The sequence below is a fragment of the Rhizobium giardinii bv. giardinii H152 genome (genome assembly GCF_000379605.1).
Lineage (GTDB): Bacteria > Pseudomonadota > Alphaproteobacteria > Rhizobiales > Rhizobiaceae > Pararhizobium > Pararhizobium giardinii.
This window is the reverse complement of sequence record NZ_KB902641.1, coordinates 1-1,173: the sequence shown is the minus strand read 5'-3', so window position 1 is coordinate 1,173 and position 1,173 is coordinate 1. Positions and strand designations below refer to the sequence as shown.

Annotated in this window: 2 protein-coding genes; both read right to left on the bottom strand. The window is 57.7% G+C overall.

What is annotated here, in order from left to right:
• Positions 1 to 565: aldehyde dehydrogenase family protein (locus A3AY_RS0112830; protein WP_018326067.1), on the bottom strand; the 565-nt coding region annotated here is incomplete at its 3' end.
• A 108-nt stretch (positions 566 to 673) separates the two neighbouring features.
• Positions 674 to 1,173: MBL fold metallo-hydrolase (locus A3AY_RS0112825; RefSeq protein ID WP_018326066.1), on the bottom strand; the 500-nt coding region annotated here is incomplete at its 5' end.

Sequence of the window (1,173 nt, the reverse complement as noted above, 5' to 3'; positions counted from 1 at the left end):
GCTTCGCTACAAATGCACAGCCGACGGCAAGCGCGGGAGCAAGCTTGCGCGTCATCATCGCATTGGGAAAGTTCCACGGCGTGATCGAGGCAACGACGCCGATCGGCTGCTTGATAACCATAATACGCTTGTCGGCCTCATGGCCGGGAATGACGTCGCCATAGACGCGCTTCGCTTCTTCTGCGAACCATTCCACATAGGATGCACCATAGAGGATCTCGCTCTTCGCTTCGGTCAAGGGCTTACCCATCTCCGCTGTCAGGATAGCAGCAAGGTCGGCCTGGTTTGAAACCATCAGATCGTAGAGACGGCGCAGCACCGCAGCGCGCTCCTTTCCGGTGATGGCCGCCCACGCCTTCTGCGCTGTATATGCCGCGTCGATCGCAATTTTCGTCTCGGCAACACCGAGATCGGGCAGCGTGGCAATGACCGCACGTGTTGCTGGATCGCGGACCTCGAAACTCTTGTCGCCTTCTGACAAAGCCAGCCACTCTCCGCCAATATAGCCGGACGTGACGAGAAGAGAGGGATCAGCTAGCTGCGAAGCGGTGAAGTAGGAAGGCATGGTGTATCTCCCGCATTATAATTGGAGCCTGCAAGCCATCACGGCCCGCAGGCAAGTCTTAGGTTATCAACGAGTGATGGCAGAATGTTATGGGAAGGAGGCGAGTATCTACCGGATCATCTTCATCGGCTCGGCATAGAAGCGGAAGCCTTCCCCCGCGCGAGCGAGGTTCCCGAAACCCGGCCAAGGGAAATGATATGACATCACTGGAATTCTTTCGTCGGCTAACATACCTAATAGCTTTACGCGCGTTTGCGCGCTCTGCTTGGGGTCGGTGTCATAGGCGAATTCCATCATCGGCCTTTCGAGCAGCAGCACCTGGTGATGGGTGAGATCGCCCATGAAGCAGAAGTTCTTGCCGCCGGAGGAGATCACGAAGATCGTGTGGCCCACGGTGTGTCCGGGAGCCGCGATGGCTACGACACCGGGCAGAAACTCCTGCCCGTCCTTGAAGAATTTAATGCGCTCACGCACGGGTAGAAGGTTCTTGCGGGCGTGTTCGACAAACGCCCCGACGCTCGAGCCCAGCTTGCCCTCATCGGTCCAAAACTCGAAGTCGTCTTCGGAGAGCCACACTTCCGCGTTCGGGAACAGCGGCTTGCCATCCG